Annotated in this window: 17 protein-coding genes; 10 read left to right on the plus strand and 7 right to left on the minus strand. The window is 70.7% G+C overall.

Annotated elements, in window-relative coordinates:
* Positions 1–4: 4 nt before the first annotated feature.
* Entirely contained in the window at positions 5–976 is a 972-nt protein-coding gene (locus AC6CCG_RS02515; RefSeq protein WP_496652869.1) for a helix-turn-helix transcriptional regulator, read from the minus strand.
* An 86-nt stretch (positions 977–1,062) separates the two neighbouring features.
* Here AC6CCG_RS02515 and AC6CCG_RS02520 point away from each other — a divergent pair, with 86 nt between their 5' ends.
* Genes AC6CCG_RS02520 through AC6CCG_RS02540 form a run of 5 tightly spaced genes read left to right on the plus strand, consistent with a single transcriptional unit; the run spans position 1,063 to position 5,363 of the window.
* Positions 1,063–1,647 (plus strand): TIGR03086 family metal-binding protein, encoded by a 585-nt coding sequence (locus AC6CCG_RS02520; RefSeq protein ID WP_496652870.1) that lies wholly within the window; start codon positions 1,063–1,065, stop codon positions 1,645–1,647.
* Positions 1,648–1,693: 46 nt separating this feature from the next.
* Positions 1,694–2,980, plus strand: coding sequence for a sensor histidine kinase (locus AC6CCG_RS02525; RefSeq protein WP_496652871.1), 1,287 nt, complete (start codon positions 1,694–1,696; stop codon positions 2,978–2,980).
* On the plus strand, positions 2,962–3,633 hold the full coding sequence (locus tag AC6CCG_RS02530; RefSeq protein WP_496652872.1) for a response regulator: 672 nt from the start codon (positions 2,962–2,964) through the stop codon (positions 3,631–3,633). Before AC6CCG_RS02525 ends, AC6CCG_RS02530 begins: the two co-directional genes overlap by 19 nt.
* 31 nt (positions 3,634–3,664) lie before the next feature.
* Positions 3,665–4,600 (plus strand): Gfo/Idh/MocA family protein, encoded by a 936-nt coding sequence (locus tag AC6CCG_RS02535; protein WP_496652873.1) that lies wholly within the window; start codon positions 3,665–3,667, stop codon positions 4,598–4,600.
* Positions 4,601–4,604: 4 nt separating this feature from the next.
* Positions 4,605–5,363 (plus strand): SDR family oxidoreductase, encoded by a 759-nt coding sequence (locus AC6CCG_RS02540; RefSeq protein ID WP_496652874.1) that lies wholly within the window; start codon positions 4,605–4,607, stop codon positions 5,361–5,363.
* Here AC6CCG_RS02540 and AC6CCG_RS02545 read toward each other — a convergent pair.
* Positions 5,357–6,811 carry an MDR family MFS transporter gene (locus AC6CCG_RS02545; protein ID WP_496652875.1) on the minus strand — a complete coding sequence of 485 codons (1,455 nt, stop codon included), beginning with the start codon at positions 6,809–6,811 and terminating at the stop codon, positions 5,357–5,359. The genes AC6CCG_RS02540 and AC6CCG_RS02545 overlap by 7 nt on opposite strands.
* 118 nt (positions 6,812–6,929) lie before the next feature.
* Here AC6CCG_RS02545 and AC6CCG_RS02550 point away from each other — a divergent pair, with 118 nt between their 5' ends.
* Positions 6,930–8,138 carry an MFS transporter gene (locus tag AC6CCG_RS02550; RefSeq protein ID WP_496652876.1) on the plus strand — a complete coding sequence of 403 codons (1,209 nt, stop codon included), beginning with the start codon at positions 6,930–6,932 and terminating at the stop codon, positions 8,136–8,138.
* Here the strand turns inward: AC6CCG_RS02550 and AC6CCG_RS02555 are convergent.
* From AC6CCG_RS02555 to AC6CCG_RS02575, 5 genes are read right to left on the minus strand one after another with little or no spacing between them, the layout of a single operon-like run.
* Positions 8,107–8,505 (minus strand): MerR family transcriptional regulator, encoded by a 399-nt coding sequence (locus AC6CCG_RS02555; protein WP_496652877.1) that lies wholly within the window; start codon positions 8,503–8,505, stop codon positions 8,107–8,109. The genes AC6CCG_RS02550 and AC6CCG_RS02555 overlap by 32 nt on opposite strands.
* A gap of 59 nt (positions 8,506–8,564) precedes the next feature.
* The gene (locus tag AC6CCG_RS02560) at positions 8,565–9,656 is read right to left on the minus strand and encodes a Gfo/Idh/MocA family protein (protein WP_496652878.1); all 1,092 of its coding nucleotides are present in this window, start codon (positions 9,654–9,656) and stop codon (positions 8,565–8,567) included.
* Positions 9,653–10,111, minus strand: a complete 459-nt coding sequence (locus AC6CCG_RS02565) for a MaoC family dehydratase (protein WP_496652879.1) — start codon at positions 10,109–10,111, stop codon at positions 9,653–9,655. The genes AC6CCG_RS02560 and AC6CCG_RS02565 overlap by 4 nt, the downstream gene beginning before the upstream one ends.
* Positions 10,108–11,235 (minus strand): extracellular solute-binding protein, encoded by a 1,128-nt coding sequence (locus AC6CCG_RS02570; RefSeq protein ID WP_496652880.1) that lies wholly within the window; start codon positions 11,233–11,235, stop codon positions 10,108–10,110. The genes AC6CCG_RS02565 and AC6CCG_RS02570 overlap by 4 nt, the downstream gene beginning before the upstream one ends.
* Positions 11,232–12,383, minus strand: coding sequence for a CaiB/BaiF CoA transferase family protein (locus AC6CCG_RS02575; RefSeq protein WP_496652881.1), 1,152 nt, complete (start codon positions 12,381–12,383; stop codon positions 11,232–11,234). The genes AC6CCG_RS02570 and AC6CCG_RS02575 overlap by 4 nt, the downstream gene beginning before the upstream one ends.
* Positions 12,384–12,465: 82 nt before the next feature.
* Here AC6CCG_RS02575 and AC6CCG_RS02580 point away from each other — a divergent pair, with 82 nt between their 5' ends.
* From AC6CCG_RS02580 to AC6CCG_RS02595, 4 genes are all read left to right on the plus strand, one after another.
* Positions 12,466–12,801 (plus strand): L-rhamnose mutarotase, encoded by a 336-nt coding sequence (locus tag AC6CCG_RS02580; protein ID WP_496652882.1) that lies wholly within the window; start codon positions 12,466–12,468, stop codon positions 12,799–12,801.
* A 9-nt stretch (positions 12,802–12,810) separates the two neighbouring features.
* Positions 12,811–13,815, plus strand: a complete 1,005-nt coding sequence (locus tag AC6CCG_RS02585) for a LacI family DNA-binding transcriptional regulator (protein ID WP_496652883.1) — start codon at positions 12,811–12,813, stop codon at positions 13,813–13,815.
* Positions 13,816–14,062: 247 nt separating this feature from the next.
* The gene (locus tag AC6CCG_RS02590) at positions 14,063–15,031 is read left to right on the plus strand and encodes an ABC transporter permease (protein WP_496652884.1); all 969 of its coding nucleotides are present in this window, start codon (positions 14,063–14,065) and stop codon (positions 15,029–15,031) included.
* Positions 15,025–15,918, plus strand: coding sequence for a carbohydrate ABC transporter permease (locus AC6CCG_RS02595; protein ID WP_496652885.1), 894 nt, complete (start codon positions 15,025–15,027; stop codon positions 15,916–15,918). Before AC6CCG_RS02590 ends, AC6CCG_RS02595 begins: the two co-directional genes overlap by 7 nt.
* Positions 15,919–15,922 lie beyond the last annotated feature (4 nt).

Here is a 15,922-nt window from a genome sequence, read left to right on the forward strand (position 1 = left end):
ACCCTCAGGGCCGCGAGGTCTCGTCGAGGGCGATCAGTTCCCGCCCGAGGTCGGCGAGAAGGTGGCGCAGCTCGGGCGGATCGGCGATCTCGACCATCGCTCCGAAGCCCGCGATGACTCCTGCGGCTCCGCGCAGGCCCTGAACCGAGAGCTCCAGTCCCGACCAGTCGTCGTCCGCCGGCAACGACCCGGCGGGCCGGGTGAGCTGGCCGGACAGGTTCCGCAGCAGCAGATCCCGGAACGGGGTCCGGATCCGGAGCCGGACCCGGATCCCTTCGATCCCGGCGTACCCGGCCCGCAGTTCCGCCCAGAGGCGGCGCAGGTCAAGATCATCCGGGCGCTGCGCCGCAGCGTTGACGATCACCGCCCTGGCCATCCGGGACACCCGGTAGGCGCGGGGCCGGCCGCGGTGTCCCGCCAGCAGATACCAGGCGGAGCCGGCCAGCAGCAGCCCGTACGGATCGACGGTCCGGAGGCCGGCGCGCTCGACCTGTCGCGGCGTGTAGCGGAACCGCAACCGACGGTCGGCGAACGTCGCCGCCTGGACCGTCGGCAGTTCGGGCACCGGCTCGGGGTCCAGGATCCAGCCCGCCGGGTCGACGACGATCCGCTCCGCCTGGTGCTCGACCGTGTCCCGGAGCCGGGCCGGCAACCCCGACGCGAGCTTGTTCAGGGCCGAGGCCAGCGCGGTCTCGACACCGAGCCGGCCTAGCGCGGTCCGCCCGCCGGCGACGAACAGGGCGGCCGTCTCGTCCTCGGTCAGCTCGGCCGGATCCGGCTGGTAGCCCGGCAGCAGGGCGAAGCCGCCGTTGCGGCCACGCAGGGCATACACGGGGACGCCGGCCGTCGACAGCGCCTCGATGTCCCGCAGCACCGTCCGCCGGTCCACCTCCAGCCGCCGGGCCAGTTCGGCCGCGCTGAGCTTGCCGTACTGCCGGAGCAGTCCGACCAGGATCATCAGGCGATCGGCGCGCACCGGGCCACGATTTCATACACGACACTTCGTGTCACCTATTGCGGGAGAGGCTGGTCCGGCAAGGTCACTTCGACGAAAGGTTCCCCATGCAGCACACCGATCTCCGGCCTTTCCTGGCGCAGGCTCAGGACTGGGTCGCCGGCCTGATCGACGGCGTCCGGCCCGATCAGCTCGACCGGCCGACGCCGTGTCCCGAGTTCGACGTCCGGGCGCTGGTCGGCCATCTCTACACCGGCGCCGGCCGGGTCCGACGGATCGGCGAGGGCAGCGACCCGATGGTCGAGCCGCACGTCGTGACCGACCTGCCCGATGATCTGGCCGGCGGTTACCGGGACCGGATCCGGGCGGCGCGGGCCGCCTGGGCGGACGACGCAACGCTGACCCGGACGGTCCGGGTGCCCTGGGGCGAGGTGCCCGGCGTCCTCGCGCTCGGCGGCTACCTCACCGAGACGCTGACCCACGGCTGGGATCTGGCCCGCGCCACCGGCCAGCCGTCCGAGGCCGCCCCGGAGCTGGCCGAGCGCGCGCTGGTCGCGGCCCGGCACGCCGTGCCGGAAGAGCCCCGGGGCGGCCGCATCCCGTTCGGGCCGCCGGTCGCCGCGGCCTCCGACGCCGGCCCGACCGAGCGGTTGGCCAACTGGCTGGGTAGGCCTGCCCGACCTGCGGAGTAGCCCTGGACCTACTGTGCCGCCCGCCGCGCGTCAGTAGGGTCGCAGCGTGTCCGCTCACGCGCCCTGGCAGGCGATGGTCCAGCCGCCGCGACGCTTCCTGCTGTCGCGGTGGCCGTGGCTCTCGCTGGCGTACCTGCTCAGCGGGGTCGGGGTCGGCGTGGTGATCGGCGCCTGCTTCTCGCTGATCGTGATCGCGATGACCGTGATGGTGCAACAGATCGTGCTGACCCGGCTCAGCCCGCAGACCGTGCTCGCCCTGTTCGGCGTGATCGTGCTGCTGTGCGTCTTCGTGCTCTGCGGGCTGGGCCTGGCCCGGGTGGAGCGGTTCCGGATCAGGATGGTCGACGCCGAACCGATCGACCGGCCGCGGAACCGTACCGGCCAGACCGATCTGCGCGTCTGGGCGGTCACGCGGCTCCGCGATCCGCTGACCTGGCAGGAGATCGGGTACGCGGTCGTCTGCACCATCCTGTGCCTGCTGGACGGCGTCGTGCTGGCCGTGTTCGTCGCGCCGTTCGTGATGGCGGTGTTGTCGATCATCGACATCATCATCGGCAGCAACGTCCTGGAGTCCCTGGCGGTGGCCGTGATCAGTCTGGTGCTGGTGCCCTTCTTCGCCTATCTGGTGACCGCCTGGGCCGGCGCCCGGGCGGCGATCAGCCGGGCCGTGCTGGCGCCGAAGGAGTCCGAGCTCGGCCGTCGGCTGACCGAGGTGACCACGTCGCGGGCCCGGCTGGTCGACGCGTTCGAGTCGGAGCGGCGCCGGATCGAACGGGATCTGCACGACGGCACCCAGCAGCGGCTGGTGGCGCTGAGCGTCGAGCTCGGACTGGCCCGGATGGACGTACCGGAGGATTCGGAGGCCGCCGGCCGCCTGGCCCAGGCCCAGGAGCAGGCCCGGCTGGCCCTGGTCGAGCTGCGCGAACTGGTCCGCGGCGTCTATCCACAAGTGCTGGTCGAGCGAGGCCTGGCCACGGCCCTGTCCGATCTTGCCTCACGGTCCCCGGTCGCGGTCGACACCCGGCTGTCGACCGAGGACCGCTACCCGGCCCCGGTCGAGACGGCGATCTACTTCGCGGTCGCCGAGGCGCTGACCAATGTGGCCAAGCATGCGATGGCCGGGCTGGCGACCGTGTCGCTGGACTGGCGTACCGACCGGCTGATCGCCGAGGTCACCGACGACGGGATGGGCGGGGCCGACCCGACCGTCGGGTCGGGGATGCTCGGCCTGGCCGATCGGCTGGCCGTCGTCGACGGCCGGATGTATGTGTCGAGTCCTTCAGGAGGTCCCACCGTTGTACGGTTCGAGGTGCCATGCCAGCCACTGACCTGACGTCCCTCGCGATCGTGATCGCCGAGGATTCGGTCCTCCTGCGATCGGGTCTGGAGAGCCTGGTGACCCGGTTCGGGCACCGGGTGGTCGGCTCGGTCGGCGACGCCACCGCGCTGATCGGGGCGGTCCATGATCATGATCCGGATCTGGTGATCACGGACGTACGGATGCCGCCGGACTTCACCGACGAGGGCCTGCGCGCGGCCGTTCAGCTGCGCCGGGACCGGCCCGACCTGGCCGTGATCGTGCTCAGCCAGTACGTCCAGCAGGCCTACGCCGACGAGCTGCTCGAATCGTCCGGCGCCGGGGTCGGCTACCTGCTCAAGGACCGGGTGGCCGAGGTGACCCAGTTCGCCGAGTCGATCACGGAGGTGGCCGGCGGCGGCACCGTGGTCGACCCGGACGTGGTCCGGGCCCTGCTCGGCAGTCGGCGCGACCCGCTGCAGCGGCTGACCCCGCGCGAGCTGGAGGTGCTCGGCCTGATGGCGCAGGGCCAGTCCAACGCCACCATCGCGGCCAATCTGGTGGTCAGCGAGGCCGCGGTCGGCAAACACATCGGCAGTCTGTTCGGCAAGCTGGACCTGCCGCCGGAGTCGGACGGGAACCGCCGGGTGCTGGCCGTGCTGGCGTACCTGCGTCGGGGGGATCGGTGATGGTCATGATCATCGCCACGGGAAGGAGACCATGATCGACTTCGCACTGGTCGGCGTCGCCGACGCCCGGCACCGGCTGTTCGTCCATCCGGTGGAGCGACGCCGGGCCGGCGTGCACGTGGTCGGCTACAGCGAACCGGACGAGGCGGCCAGGGCCGAGTTCGCCGTGCTGCACGCGACCCCGGCCTTCACCGATCACCGGGAGTTGCTCGCCGGCGCGAAGCCGACCATGATCGCCGTCGCCGGTCCGGCCGACGCGACGTTCGGGATCGTCCGGGACGGCCTGGCCGCCGGGACCGACGTGATCGTCGCGCCGCCGCTGACCGACTCCTTGAGCGAGCTGGACCAGTTGGCCGCGACCGCGACCGCGGCCGGGCGCCGGCTCGACGTGGTGCATCTCTACCGCAACCATCCGGCGGCGCGGCTGGCCCGCGAGCTGTACGACCAGGGCCGGCTGGGCCGGCTCCGCGAGGTCGTCCTGGAGGTGGCCGGCGAGGTCTCGGACGAGGCGGTGGCGGGCGCGACGCTGGAGGTGCTGGAGCTGTTCCGCGGGTTCACCGGCGCGACCTCGGGCACGGTCAGCGGCCGGGCGGTCCGGGCACTCGGCGATGCGGAGGAGCAGGTGACCCTGTCCGTGCGGGGGAGCGGGCCGGACGGCGAGGTCGTCTGCGAGGTGGTCCGGCATCCGGTCGCCGCCGGCACGACGCTGGTCGTCCAGCTGATCGGCGAGCAGGGTGCGGTGGCGTGGGAGATCGGCAACGGCAGGTTCCGGTCCATGATCGACGACCGGCCGTCGGCCGTGATCGCCTGCGGGCTGCCGGCCGACGAACCGCAATGGGTGCTCACCGACCTGATCCGCCGGCCAATGCCGAGTACCGTCGGCGAACAGCTGCTGAGCACCCGGATCTCCTTGCTGGCCGCCGAATCCGCGCGGCGGGACGGTGCCGAGCTCGAGTGGCGGGTCTGAGCCGGTGGCGGGACTGGCGGGCCGGCTGGCCCTGATCACCGGCGGCCGGCGCGGACTCGGCCTGGAGATGGCCCGGGCGCTCGGGGCGGCCGGGGCCCGGCTGTTGATCAACGGCCGCGACGCCGAGTCCCTGGCCACGGTCTGCGCGTCGTTGCGCTCGGCCGGGCTGGACGCCCGGCCGGCCGCGTTCGACGTGGCCGGCGCCGCCGCGGCCGAGGCGGTCGAGCGGCTCGCCGATGATCACGGCCCGATCGACATCTTGATCAACAATGTGGGGCAGCGGGACCGGCGCGGCCTGCTGCAGATGGACCAGGCGGACTTCGAGCGGCTGATCCGGGTCGACCTGACGAGCGCGTACACGATGAGCCGGGGGGTCGCCCGCCGGCTGGTCGACCTGGGCCGGCCGGGTTCGATCATCAACGTCTCGTCGGTGGTCGGCGGGTTGCTGGGCGCCCGGGCCGACGTCGCGTACACGGTGGCGAAGGCGGGGCTGGACGGCCTCACCCGGACGCTGGCCGCCGAGCTCGGCCCGCACCGGATCCGGGTCAACTCGATCGCCCCCGGGCCGTTCGCCACCGAGACCAACGCGCCGATCGTGGCCGATCCCACGATCAACGAGTTCGTCACCTCCCGGACCGCACTCGGCCGCTGGGGTCGGCCGGAGGAGATCGGCGGCATCGTCGCGTTCCTGGCCGGCGACGACGCGTCGTACCTGACCGGCCAGACGATCGCCGTCGACGGCGGCCTCTCGACGACCTACTGAGCGGACTCGTCGGTCTCGATCTTGCGCGGGATGATCAACACCGCGATCACCAGCAGTACGGCGAAGACGGCCGAGCCGATGAACACCTGGTGGATCGCCGGCGCCAGCACCTCGGGCGAGACGTCGCTGCTGGTGCTGCCGTGGGAACCGATCGCGCCCTTGCCGGCGAGGGAGGCGTTCGCGATCGCCCCGAAGACGGCGATGCCGATCGCGCTGCCCATCGACCGGGCGAACATGTTGGCGCCGGTGACCACGCCGCGATGCTGCCAGCCGACGGTCGACTGGGCGGCGATCAGCGACGGGCTGGCGACCAGGCCCATGCCGAGGCCGATCAGGAAGCAGGTCAGCGCGACGATCCAGATCGAACTGCCGATCCCCAGCGTGAACAGCAGGCCGGCGCCGGCCAGGACCAGCACCGACCCGATCAGCCCGGTGTTGCGGAAGCCGATCCAGAGGTAGAAGCGGCCCGAGTTCGACGCGGCCAGCGGCCACCCGATCGTCATCGCGGCCAGCGCGAAGCCGGCCACCAGGGCCGAGGTGTGCAGCACCCCCTGGGCGAACAGCGGCACGTAGGAGGTGAGCCCGATCAGGATCACGCCGACGGTCAGGCTGACCAGGTTGGCCCCGTTGAGGATCCGGCGGGTGAAGATCCAGCCGGGCAGCACCGGCTCGGCGGCCTTCCGCTCGACCAGGGCGAAGATGATCAATAGCAGGACGCCGCCGCCGAGCACGGCCAGGCTGGGCCAGGACAGCCAGGGCCACAGCACGCCGCCCTCGAGCAGGCCGAAGATCAACAGCGAACCGCCGGCCGCCAGCAGGATCGCACCGGCGAAGTCGATCTTGTGCTTGGTCCGGGTCAGGTTCTCGGAGAACTTGCGGACCAGCATCCAGACCGCCACCGCGCCGAGCGGTACGTTGACGAAGAAGATCCACCGCCAGTCCAGGAAGTCGACGAACAGGCCGCCCAGCGTCGGGCCGACCACCGCCGAGATCGCCCAGACGCTGGCCAGGTAGCCCTGCACCTTGGCGCGCTCGGCGAGCGTGTAGATGTCGCCGATGATCGTCATCCCCATCGGCTGTACGGCCCCGGCGCCGAGCCCCTGGACCGCCCGGAAGGCGATCAGGGCCGGCATGCTCCAGGCCAGCCCGCAGAGCACCGAGCCGAGCACGAACGCGCCGATGCCGAAGAGCATGATCGCCTTGCGCCCGATGATGTCGGCCAGCTTGCCGTAGATCGGCACCGCCACCGCCTGGGCGAGCAGGTAGATCGAGAACAGCCAGGGGAACTGCGAGAAGCCGCCGAGGTCGTCGACGATCGCCGGCACGGCCGTGGCGAGGATCGTCGAGTCGATCGCCACCAACCCGGCCGACAGCATCACGGACAGCAGGACCGGTCCGCGCTCGGACCGCAGACCCACGGAGGCGCGGGTGATTTCGGGCTGGACCACGAACCAACCTGAACACACCGCCCGCGGCCGGTATTCCGCGGGTCCCGGTTCCGGGCTTGCACTCAACCGCGGTTGAGTCGCCATCGTCGTCCCCGGAGCGACTCGAAGGAGGCGAGGCATGCGACGACAGGACCGGGGTCCGGCCGCGGCGGAGCGGTTGATCATGATGTGCTCCTGTGCCGGGGCGTTCCTGGTGGTGCTGGACGCGACGATGGTCTCGGTGGCCCTGCCGCGGATCGGTGCCGCGCTCGGTTTCGCGGCGGAATCGCTGCCGTGGGTGGTGAACGCCTACACGCTCGCCTTTGCCGCGTTCCTGCTGCCCGGCGGGCGGCTGAGCGACCGGATCGGGCTGCGCCGCGGCTACCTGGTCGGGCTCGGGGTGTTCACCCTCGCGCGCGGTGCGGCCGGCCTCGCCTGGTCCCCGGCCTCGTTGCTGGCGGCCCGGGCGGTGCAGGGGCTCGGTGCCGCACTGCTGATGCCCGCCACGCTGGCACTGCTGACGACGCTGGTCCCCGATCCGGCCCGGCGGGCCCGGCGGCTGGCCGGCTGGAGCGCGGTCGGTGCGGTCGGCGCCTCGCTCGGCCCGGTGCTCGGCGGGCCGCTGACCCAGTGGCTGGACTGGCCGGCGGTCTTTCTGATCACGGTGCCGGTCGGTCTCGGAGCCATGATCGTCGCGGCCCGCGCCCTGCCCGCCGCCGAGCCACGGCCGGTCGGACCGGTGCGCTCACCCGGCTGGTCGATCCTCCGGCTGCGTCAGGTGAGCAGCGGCAATCTGATCATGCTGCTGCTCGGGCTCGGCTTCCTGGCCAGCCCGGTGCTGCTGTCGCTGCAGCTGCAGCAGGTGCTGGGGTTCACGGTCCTGGAGGCCGGACTGGGCTTCCTCCCGATCGGCGCCGCGATGTTCGCCGGCGCCCGGCTGGCCGGTCCGTTGACGGTCCGGCTCGGGGCGCGCCGGGCCACGGTGATCAGCTGCCTGGTCGGCGCGGCAGGCTTCGGGCTCGCTGCGGTGATGATCACCGGGCGCTTCCCGTACCTGCTCTCGGTGGTGCTGCCCGGCGTGCTGCTCGGCCTGGGCAGCGCGGCGGCGTTCACGCCGATCACCGTCGCCGCCACCAGCGGCGTGCCGGCGGGTTCGGGCGGACTGGCCGCCGGACTGCTGAACACGGTGCGACAGGCGAGCGGCGCCATCGGCCTGGCCGTGCTGGCCAGGCTCAGCGTCGCCGCCGGCAGCTATGGTCCGGCTTTCGCCGTGTCCGGGAGCTGCCTGCTGGCGGCCGCCGGTCTGGCCGCGTTGATCATGCCGGGAGCAGGCTCGCCGGAACGCTGATCCCGACCCGGAACCTCGGGCAGCGCTCCAGGGTCGGCCCGTGCGAGCAGGTCCGCAGGTGCACCAGATAGGCGCGGGCGCGCTGCAGGTCGGCCAACTGGGCATCGACCGCCGCGACCTGCCGATCCACCCGGCCGCGCCAGTGATCATCGGCGGCGAGCAACTCGGTGATCTCCTCGATGCTCAACCGCCCGGTCCGCCGCCAGAGGTCGATCAGGGCGATGCGATACACCTGGTCGGCGTCGTAGACCCGTTGCCGCGAACGCCGTTCCGGGGTGATCAGGCCACGGCGCTCCCAGTAGTGCAGCGTGGACAGCGGCAGCCTGAAGTGGTCGGCGACCTCACGGATCGTCACGTACCCGGTCATGACCCGATTCGACCCCGGACCCGGCCGATCGGGCAAGCCGGCTTGCCGGAGTGAGCCTTTCAGCCGGTCGTGGTCAGGTCCACGGCCCGGGCCTCGTCGATCGAGGTGTAGAGGGCCTCGACCAGCCGGAGGGTACGCAGGTTGTCGGCGCCGGAGGAGCGCAGCGGGGTGCCGTCGGCGAGGTGGTTCAGCAGGGAGCTGATCGGGCCGCCGAAGGCGTCCGGGATCCACCGTGTCGTCACCGGGTACGGCAGCCAGCCGTCGGTCGGCAGCACGGTGCTGTGCAGCTCCAGCGTGTCCGGGCGGCCGTGCGGGTAGTCGTACAGCAGGCCGAGGGTGCCGCGGATCGCGCCGGCGGTGCCCTCGATCCGGAACGTGGCGCTGTCGTCGCCGTGCAGGTTGTCGTGGTTGGCGTGGACCAGGGCCCGGACGCCGGATCGATAGAGGTAGGTGGAGATGGTCCGGGTCTCCCCCCGGCCGGTCTGACCCGGCAGTCGGCCGGCGGCGCAGAAGACGGCGTCCGGGTCGCCGAGGAACCAGCGGATCACGTCGTGATAGTGGATCGAGTGGTACGTGATCTCCACGCGGTCGAGGTCGCGCATCCAGGGCCAGTCGTCGAAGAACGCGGTCCGGATGTCGACCATGATCGACATCGCGGTGATCTCGCCGATCCAGCCGAGTTCGATCATGCGGTGGGCGGCGGCGATCCCCTCGTCGAACCGGAGCTGCTGGTTCACCGCGAGCGCGACATCCCGGTCCGCGGCCAGCTCGACGATCCGCTGCCCGGTGGCGACATCGGGCGCGAACGGCTTCTGCGCCAGCACCGGCCGGCCCGACTCGATCGCGGCCGTCGCCAGGGCCGGCTGTGCAGCGGCCGTGACGGCGATGTCGATCACCTCGACCCGCGGATCGGCCAGCAGCTCCTCGGCGCTGCCGTACGCGGCGCCGATGCCGTGCCGCTCCGCCACGGCCGCGGCCTTGGCCCGGTCCAGGTCGGCGACCGCGGCGACCTCGAGGCCGAGTGCGCGGTAGGCGGGAAGGTGGGCGACGTCGACGATCGCGCCGGCGCCGATGATGCCGAGCCGTCGCCGGGACGACGCCGGCAGCGAGATCCGGACCGCGTCGCTGACGTCGGTGAAGTCGTCGATCATGACGGCTCGCTCCGCTTGTTCACCAGATACAGATGGGTGAGGACGGCGACCGTCTCGGCGTCCTGATTGATCACCGTCACCTGTTCGTGCAGGGAGCCGAGCCGGTCCGGATCCTTGCGGTGGTCGGCCTTCCCGGTGATCTCAGCGGTCACGGTGATCGTGTCGCCGATGAACACCGGTCTGACGAACCTGATCTTGTCGTAGCCGTAGCTCATCGCCTGCGGATTGATGTCGCCCGCCGTCATCCCGACCGCCATCGAGATGATCAAGGTTCCGTGCGCCATCCGTCGGCCGAACGGCTGGGTGGCGCACCACGCGGCGTCCAGGTGGTGCGGGAAGAAGTCGCCGGTCTGGCCCGCGTGCAGCACGACGTCGGCCTCGGTCACGGTCCGGCCCTGGGTGGTCCGGCGCTCGCCGACGGCGTAGTCCTCGAAGTAGCGATCAACGGTGATCATGCGTCCCTCAGCAGTCGGTCGGCCGCGGCGTCAAGTCGACGCAGCAGTTCGGTGTCGGTCAGCTCGCCGCGCAGTGTTGCGGTGACCCAGGGCGAGGCGGTGTCCTGGAACTCCAGGTAGCCATGGAATCTGGGTCGGAGGTAGGCGGCCTCGAGGGTGGCCCGGGTGCCGCGGAAGAAGTCCAGCGTCTCGGCGTTGAGCCGGTCGTCGTCCCAGGCGGCACCGTGGCCGGGCTGGCCGCCGCCGTCGAAGTAGGCCCCGCGCTGGACGTCCGCCGAGGCGACCCAGAAGGCGAACCGGCGTGCCGCCTCGAGCCTGGCAGACCGGGCCGAGACGGCGATCCCGGCACCGCCCAGCAGCGAGCCGCCGAGCGCGCCGTTGATCATCGGGATGTCGGTGTAGCGGAGCCGATGGGTACGGAAGCCGGCCCGGCTGTAGTTGGTGTAGCCGAACAGCAACGGCGCGTAGCACCACCGGTCACCGGCGGCCAGCGCCTCGGCGACCTGGATCGGGTTCTGGGTCAGGCAGTCCGGCGGGACCAGTTCGGCCAGTCGGTGCAGCAGGTCGAGCGCCGCCAGTCCGGCGTCGTGATCAAGGAACCGGCCCGGCTCGGCGGCCGGCGGGTGCCCGAGTCCGGCGGTGATCGTGATCAGGCTGGAGTACGCGTCGATCGGCTTGGCCGGCCAGAGCACCCGGCCCGACCGGGCCAGCTCCAGGACGGCGGGCCAGTCCCGCGGCGGTTCCGGCAGCAGGTCGGGCCGGTGGGCCGCGACCTGGGCGGCGACGTCGGTGGCCAGGCCGTACTGATGATCATCGTGGGCGTAGCTCGGGTGCGAACGGCCGACGCTGTGCTCCGCCAGGTCCCGGAGCTGATCATCGAAGCCGGCTCCGTCCAGCGGGGCCAGCAGCCCCTCGGCGGCGGCTTCCGGGATGTGCGGATGATCGATCACCAGCAGGTCGTACTCGGCCGTCAGCTCGGCGAGCGGCTGGTCGGCGAAGGACTGCAGGGACCGGAACCGCCAGTCGACGGTGACGCCGGCCTGCTCCCGGTAGGCGGCGGAGGCGGCGACCAGACAGTCGTAGCCACGTGGGTGCTCCCAGGTGATCCCCCGGAGTGTGATCATCCTGCCCGCCCCTGACCGACCAGGTCGTTGTGCTCGCCCAGGCGCGGCGCGGCACGCTCGCTGGTCAACGTCCGACCGTCGACCCGGATCGGGCTGCGGGTCGTCGTCAGCCGCAGTCCGTCCCGGTCGACCTCCTGGGTCATCCGGGCGGCGGCGAAGCCGGGATGCTCGATCAGCTGTTCCAGCGTAAGCACCGGAGCACACCACACGTCGGCGGCATCGAGGATCTTCAGCCAGTGTTCGGTGGTCTCGGTCCGCAGCCGTTCGGCGAGAGCCTCCTCGATCGCCTCCTGCTGGTCCCACCAGTCGGCCTCGTCGGTCAACGTGGTCAGCCACTCCAGGTCGAGCAGCCGGCCGAGTTCCGGCACCGGATTCATGGCCAGCGCGAGGTGGCCGTCCTGGGTCGGATAGGTGCCGTACGGCGCGGGCAGGAACGCGTGGGCCGAGTAGCGCCCGCCTCGCCGGACGGCGACGGTCGGATCGTTCAACCGCGTGCTCAACAGTTCGAACTGGAGATCGAGGAGCGCCTCCAGCAGGCTCGTCTCGACCAGCCCGCCGGCCCCGGTCCGGAATCGCCGGACCAGCAGGGCGGTGACGCCCTGGGCCAGGTGGCAGCTGGTCAGGTGGTCGGCGATCGAGAGGCCGACCGGGACCGGTCCGGCGTTTGCCGATCCGCTCAGCCAGGGCAGGCCGGCCAGCGACTGGGCCAGCAGGTCCTGGCCCGGGCGGTCGCGCCAGGGCCCGGCATCGCCGTAGCCACTGGCGCTCGCGTAGACGATGGCCGGGTTGAGCGCCCGGACGGACGGATAGTCCAGGCCGATCCGTTCCATCACGCCGGGCCGGAAGTTCTGGATGATCACGTCGCTGGTCGTGATCAGGTTCCTGATCCGGTCCAGGTCGTCCGGGTCCTTGAGGTCGGCCGTGATCCCGTACTTGTTCCGGTTCATCGCGTGGAAGGAGACCGTGTCGCCGTCGGCGAACCGGCCGGCGAAGGCCAGCTTGCGCCCGATGTCGCCACCCTGCGGTCGCTCGACCTTGATCACGGTCGCGCCGAGGTCCGCCAGCCGCAGTGCGGCCACCGGACCGGCCAGGAATTGGCTGAAGTCGAGCACCCGAATGCCCTGCAGGGGCGGCTCCGTGCTGTCCACGCGCGACCTCCGTTGCTGCCGTTGACCCTGGACGGAACAGAACCGTAGCATGAACAAACGTTTGCTCACAGAGGAGTTGTCGATGCGCGTGGCCCTGCATTCGATCTTGAAGCCCGGCGCCGAGGCGGCGTACGAGCGTGACCATCTGACGATCCCGGACGACCTGGCCGCCTCGTTCGCCCAGGTCGGGATTCGCGACTGGACGATCTGGCGGAGTGGGACCGACCTGTTCCACCTGGTCGAGTGCGATGACTACGCCGCTGCCATGGCGGCCCTGGCCGACGACCCGGCGAACCTGCGCTGGCAGGCCTTCATCGGGCCGTACGTCGAGCGCTTCGTCAGTACCGGCGACGGGCCGGAGGGTCAACGGCTGGGGCAGGTCTGGCGACTGGCGGAGCAGCGGGACGCCGTTCGATAGCATCGCGCCATGGCACGTCTGGTCGATGTCGCCGCGGCCGCCGGAGTGTCGGTCGGGCTGGTCTCGCGGGTGCTGAACGACGACCCGGCGACCAGGGCGACGGAGGAGACCAGGCAGCGGATCCAGCGGGCCGCCGACCGACTCGGCTATCGGCCCAACCACGCCGCCCGGGCGCTCCGGTCGGCGCGGACGTACACGATCGGGCTGGTGGTGCCCGACCTGACCAACGCACTGTTCGCCGAACTGATGCGAGGCGTGGAGGAGGCGTCGGCCAGGCTCGGCTACACGGTGCTGCTCGGCCGGTCCGAGGCGCTCACCGACGAGGCCCGGATCTCCCGGCTGCTCGACGACGGCAGGGTCGACGGCTTCCTGCTGCAGGGCCGTGACGCCGACACCGCCGAGTCGCTGGCCGCCCTCGCCGGCACGGCTCCGATGGTGGTGATCAATTCCCGGATGCGGCACCGGCGGGGGAGTGTGATGCTCGATGATCACGCCGCCGGTCGGATCGCTGCCGAGTATCTGATCCGGCACGGGCATCGCCGGATCGGACTGCTCAACGGACTTCGGTCGCTCCCCACGGCACGGCTGCGGGCGGCCGGGTTCCGGGCGGCGCTGCGCGACGCGGGCCTGCCGGCGAGCCCGAAGCTGATCACCTGGTTCGGCTACACCGTGCCGGACGCGGCGCCCGCCCTGGAGTCGATCATGGCCGCTGCGCAGCCACCGTCGGCCGTCGTGGTGGGCAACGTGAACGCCGCGATGGGAGTGCTCACCGAGGCTCGCCGGATCGGACTATCGGTGCCCGGCGATCTCTCGGTGATCGCCGTCCACGACGCCTGGACCGCCGACCACACCTGGCCGCCGCTGACCACCGTGAAGCTGCCGCTGAACCGGCTCGGTGAGCAGGCGGTCGAGGCGCTGCACCGGCGGCTCGAGGGCCGGGCGGGGGTCGATCAACTCGTCGACGACGTGCCGCCCGAGGTGATCGAACGCGAGTCGGTCGCCGACCTCCGCTGAGAGACTCCCGCTGGCCCCACGCGTCACAGTCCACCAACGTTCCTGTCGCTTTACCAGGTTTGCTTCTCTGGTAAAGCGACAGTTTTTCACGGGACGTGAAAGACCGCGGGCCTCCGGTTGAGATCGGAGCTGCATAGAGTCGCTGGCCCGCCTATCTATGCTATCGTTCCCGTATCGCGTGAACAAACGTTTGTTCAGCGTTCGCCAGTTCGCAGAGGCAGGGAGGCACATGCGAAACGTGGCAACCATGCGCTCTCCGGCTTCCCCGCCGGCGGCTGCATCGGCCCGACGCTCCAGACCGAACACCGGGACCTCCCGGTGGCGTAAGGCGTTCCGCCGGCACTGGCAGCTCTATCTGCTGGTGATCATCCCGCTGCTGTACTTCCTGATCTTCAAGTACGTCCCGATGGTCAACAACGTGATCGCGTTCAAGAACTACAGCGTGGTCAAGGGGATCTGGGGCAGCCCGTGGGTCGGGACGCGGCATTTCGAGGCGTTCTTCCGGAACCCGGTCTTCTGGACCCTGATCAAGAACACGTTGATCCTGTCGGGCTATGCCGTGCTGGCCAGCTTCCCGCTGCCGATCATGCTCGCGGTGATGCTGAACGAGGTACGGGTCCGTTGGTTCCGGCGCACCGTCCAGTTGGTCACCTACGCTCCGTACTTCATCTCCACCGTCGTCGTGGTGTCGATGATCATCCTGATCCTGGCGCCACGGCTCGGCCTGGTGTCGCGGGCCTTCGGCTTCTTCGGCGTCGAGGCGCCGGATCTGCTGGGTGACCCGACCTACTTCCGGCACATCTACGTCTGGTCCGACGTCTGGCAGACCACCGGCTATGCCGCGGTGATCTATCTCGCCGCTCTGTCGGCGGTGGACCCGGCCCTCTACGAGGCGGCCAAGGTGGACGGCGCCTCCCGCGTGCGGCGGATCTGGCACGTCGACATCCCGGGCATCCTGCCCACGGCCATGATCATCCTGATCCTCAGCGTCGGCAACATCATGGCGGTCGGCTTCGAGAAGGTGTTCCTGCTGCAGAACCCGATCAACCTGATGAACTCCGAGGTGATCGCCACCTACGTCTACAAGACCGGATTGCTCAACGCCGACTTCGGCATCGCGACCGCGGTGGGCCTGCTGAACTCCGTGGTCAACCTGGTCCTGCTGCTCGCCGTGAACGTTGCCGCGAGACGGCTCAGCGGAAGCGGGCTGTGGTGAAACCGACCCGGATCAAGGACACCCTGGTGGACCGCTGTTTCATGGCGGCGATCTACGTCCTGCTGACCGTGGGCGTGATCGTGGTCCTGGTGCCGCTGGCCCACATCGTCGCCAGCTCCTTCTCCAGTCCGGCCGCGGTCTCGTCCGGGCACGTCCTGCTCTGGCCGGTCGACTTCTCACTGCGCGGGTACGAGGCGGTGCTGAGCAACCCGCAGATCCTCACCGGCTACGGGAACTCGTTGTTCTACACGGTGGCGGGCACCCTGATCAGCACGAGCCTGACCATCGCGATCGCCTACCCGCTGTCCCGGGTGGGCTTCCGCGGCCGCAACGTGATCATGACCCTGGTGCTGATCACCATGCTGTTCAGCGGCGGCCTGATCCCGACCTACCTGGTGGTCCAGCAACTCGGTCTGCTGGACACTCGCTGGGCGCTGCTGCTGCCGAACGCCATCGCCGTCTGGCAGGTGATCATCGCCCGGACCTACTTCCGTTCGGCCATTCCGGACGAGCTGGCCGAGGCCGCCGAGCTCGACGGCTGCAGTGATCTCCGCTTCCTCTGGTCGGTGGTGCTGCCGCTGTCGAAGCCCATGATCGCGGTGATTGCGCTGATGTACGCGATCGGCCAGTGGAACGCCTACTTCGACGCGTTGATCTACCTCAAGGACAGCAGCCTGCAGCCGCTGCAGCTGGTGCTGCGCAACATCCTCATCCTCAACAACCCGGCCGCCACCACCGACGTGGCGCTGCAGGCCGACCGGAAACAGCTGTCGGACCTGCTGAAGTACTCCCTCATCGTGGTCGCCAGCGTCCCGGTCCTGGTGATCTATCCGTTCGTCGCCCGCCACTTCACCAAGGGCGTCCTGATCGGCGCGATCAAGGGTTGACCCC

The sequence above is a fragment of the Microlunatus sp. YIM B11417 genome (assembly GCF_059617205.1).